Annotated in this window: 1 protein-coding gene; it reads left to right on the forward strand. The window is 42.0% G+C overall.

Annotation, left to right across the window (positions count from 1 at the left end):
- Positions 1-21: 21 nt before the first annotated feature.
- Positions 22-947: sensor histidine kinase (locus PTI45_RS01515; protein WP_245703389.1), on the forward strand; the 926-nt coding region annotated here is incomplete at its 3' end.

Below are 947 nucleotides of genomic sequence, written 5' to 3' on the forward strand. Positions count from 1 at the left end.
GAGGGAAGGTATAATATATGAATGGATGGAAAAGACTGCAAAGGTGTAGGCGCTAAATTACAACCGAATGATAGCTGGAATAGTCGGCGGATGATCTCCGTTTTTTCAATTGCTGAGATTACTCGTGATGGCAATTATGTGAACTTTCTTGGCGGTATAGTGATTGCATCGAGGCTAATTGTTGCCACTTTGCTGACGTATGCTTCTGCTTTATTACTTTCCAGAAGACTTCAACGACTCAGCCATCATGTAGACAATGTTCGTTCTGGTTCGTGGAAAACCTTTTTACATATAGATGGCAATGATGAAATCGGAGTGCTGTCTCGCCAGTTCAATGCACTGGTGAAAGACATTGACAGATTATTTCATGAAGTCCAGACAACCAATCGAGAGAAAAGCCTGATAGAACAAAGACAAAATGAAATGAAATTTAAAATGCTAGCGAGTCAGATTAATCCTCACTTTCTATTCAATGCGCTGGAGTCGATTCGGATGGAAGCCCATATTCGCCAGCAGGATGATATTGCCCAAGTCGTATGGTTACTCAGTACGTTGTTGCGTAGTAGTCTTGAGACCAATAGCGATATGATCTTGCTGGAAACAGAACTGAAGTATGTTCAAGGTTATTTGGATATTCAAAAGTTCAGATATGAAGATCGTTTGCAGTATCAGCTAACGATAGAACCCGAAATCCAAAAGATCCGTGTGCCGCCCTTAATTATTCAGCCATTAGTGGAAAATGCGATTATTCATGGTTTGGATCATCGTGCAGAAGGTGGACAGATTAGAGTAGAGGTCACGCAGATCATAGGAGGAGCTCAAATTCAGGTGAGAGATACTGGTACCGACTTTTCATACGAGAGACTGCACACTGTACAACACGAGCTTGATTCTCCGGCCAATGATTCAACAGAACAGCGGATTGGTCTTCGTAACGTACAACATCG

This window comes from Paenibacillus nuruki (assembly GCF_001721045.1).
Lineage (GTDB): Bacteria > Bacillota > Bacilli > Paenibacillales > Paenibacillaceae > Saccharibacillus > Saccharibacillus nuruki.